This window comes from Vibrio sp. V42_P2S4T144 (assembly GCF_009904715.1).
Taxonomy (GTDB): domain Bacteria; phylum Pseudomonadota; class Gammaproteobacteria; order Enterobacterales; family Vibrionaceae; genus Vibrio; species Vibrio alginolyticus.
Genome location: NZ_WXWS01000183.1, coordinates 1 through 2249 on the forward strand (window position 1 = coordinate 1; position 2249 = coordinate 2249).

3 protein-coding genes are annotated in these 2249 nt (G+C 43.5%); 2 read left to right on the plus strand and 1 reads right to left on the minus strand.

Going from position 1 to position 2249, the window contains the following annotated elements; translation table 11 throughout:
• Nucleotides 1-396: ABC transporter permease subunit (locus tag CAG68_RS06485; protein WP_161440935.1), on the plus strand; the 396-nt coding region annotated here is incomplete at its 5' end.
• Entirely contained in the window at nucleotides 393-1499 is a 1107-nt protein-coding gene (modC, locus tag CAG68_RS06490) for a molybdenum ABC transporter ATP-binding protein ModC (RefSeq protein ID WP_161440936.1), read from the plus strand. The genes CAG68_RS06485 and modC, both read left to right, overlap by 4 nt.
• 76 nt (nucleotides 1500-1575) lie before the next feature.
• Here modC and CAG68_RS06495 read toward each other — a convergent pair whose 3' ends face one another.
• A complete protein-coding gene (locus CAG68_RS06495) occupies nucleotides 1576-2013 on the minus strand; it encodes a DUF3069 domain-containing protein (RefSeq protein ID WP_005376232.1) in 438 nt (145 codons plus the stop codon).
• Nucleotides 2014-2249: the final 236 nt, after the last annotated feature.

The following is a 2249-nucleotide window of genomic DNA, read 5'->3' on the forward strand; positions in this document are numbered from 1 at the left end:
GTCGTGGCTTTGCCTTTGATGGTTCGTTCAGTACGCCTAAGCTTAGATAGCGTCGACCCTAAATTGGAGCACGCAGCCTCTACGTTAGGCGCTTCTCCTTTAAAAGTGTTTCTCACCGTCACGTTACCACTGACCATTCCCGGAATTATTACGGGCACGATGCTGTCATTTGCTCGTAGTCTTGGCGAATTCGGGGCGACGATCAGTTTCGTCTCTAACATTCCGGGTGAGACCCAAACGATTCCGCTGGCAATGTACAACTTTATTGAAACGCCAGGTGCAGAAATGCAGGCGGCTCGTCTGTGTATCATTTCTATCGCGTTAGCCTTGTCTACATTAATGATCTCTGAATGGCTAAATCGTAAAGCGGCAAGCAGATTGGGTGCGAAGCAATGACGATTAAAGTCCAATTTAAACAAATGCTTGGTGAGACTGACTTCGACATCAAACTTAAGTTACCTTGTAACGGAATTAGTGCCTTGTTTGGACGATCTGGTGCAGGTAAAACGACGTTGATTAACATCATCAGCGGATTGGTCACTCCAAGGCAAGGGTATGTTGCGGTTGGTGAGCATGTTTTGTTTGACAGTGAACAGGGAATCAACCTACCAACGCACAAGCGTGGTATTGGTTATGTGTTTCAGGATTCACGTTTGTTTCCTCACTATTCGGTTCAAGGCAATTTGTTATATGGCGTTAAAGAAAAAGATGACGAGTATTTTGATGCAGTCACCGAACTCTTGTCTATCAAACCGTTACTAAAGCGCTTTCCGGTATCACTTTCTGGTGGTGAAAAGCAACGTGTTGCGATTGCGCGCGCATTGCTATCTAAACCCAATTTGCTTTTGATGGATGAGCCACTTGCCTCACTCGATATGCCAAGAAAGCGTGAGGTAATGCCTTTTCTTGAGGAGTTGTCGGAGAAGGTAAATATTCCTATTATCTATGTCACACACAGTCTCCAGGAAATTTTAAGGCTTGCTCAGCACCTTGCAATTATTGACCAAGGTAAAATTTCGAGTTCAGGTAAGCTTGAGGAAGTGTGGGCTTCTCATGCTATGCGCCCATGGCAATCTTTCTCAGAGCAAAGCAGCTTATTTGAAGGCCGGATTGCTGAACATCATGAACGTTATGCACTGACTTGTATCAGCCTTGCACCTAATGTATTCCTGTGGGTGCAAAAGATTGACGGAACACCAGACACGCCAATACGCTTGCAAGTGCGTGCCAACGACGTTTCTATCACGCTCGAGCAGTCCAAGGCGACGTCGATTCGAAATATTTTGCCTGCTATTGTCGATTCCATCGAGGTGTTTAATGCAGCCGATGACAAGCAGAGTATTAATGTATCACTCAAGCTAGACGAGAAATGTTATTTGTGGGCAACGATCACACCGTGGGCCCTTGATGATCTCAACCTAAAAGTTGGTCGCCGTGTTTTTGCACAAATTAAAGGTGTCAGTGTGACACAAAAAGATATGGCACTAGCGCCTCATTAACCGTTTAGACTGATTTACGCTTCATGATCAAAAAAGGCCGCAAAGTGCGGCCTTTGTTACTAGAAGAATGTCGGAATTACTTCGCGAATACTTCTTTGAATTCACGCTTAAGAAGTGGGTCACGACGTGCTTTCTTAAGTTGCTTAACCATGTCTTTCACACAGTTGTGAAGCACATTATCAAGTAGTTGAGCACGGTATTCTTCTTTATCTTCATCTGTCATGTTTTCTGGCAGATTAAGAGTAGGAAACTCTTCCATCACATTAATACCAGCGAATGCTTGGCCTACAGAAACTAGAGCATGAAACTGTTCAAAGTTGTCTAGAATGTTCTGTGCGCTTGCTGGCATTTCGTCCCATGATTCACGTACCGCTTCTTCAGACACTTCATGGATAGAGGTAACCATTTCGAACATTTGCTCTGGAACTTCGTCAAATTCGATAACTTTACGTAGCTCTGGAGAAATGCTGGCTAGATCGATTTTTTTGCTTTCGCTGTTAGTTGCTTCTGACATGGTGTGTCTCTCATTACAAAAAGGCGGGAATATTAATACCAAATGCATCAAATAGCTATACCCATTAGTCCGCAAGATGACCAAAGTGAATGAGTTTGTTGAACTTCTGCTCACAGGCCATGATTAGATAGGGTAACGTCCAGTCTAACTGCTTTATGCAATGGATTCCGTGATATTCAAACAAAAATATAGCACTTAATTATTAGTCGAATGCAACAACTCTATGAGTATGGTAT

What these genes read in the sequence shown, in the direction of transcription:
- modC (WP_161440936.1), top strand. Translation starts at nt 393, where the DNA reads ATGACGATTAAAGTCCAATTTAAACAAATGCTTGGTGAGACTGACTTC.
- CAG68_RS06495 (WP_005376232.1), bottom strand. Translation starts at nt 2,013, where the DNA reads ATGTCAGAAGCAACTAACAGCGAAAGCAAAAAAATCGATCTAGCCAGC.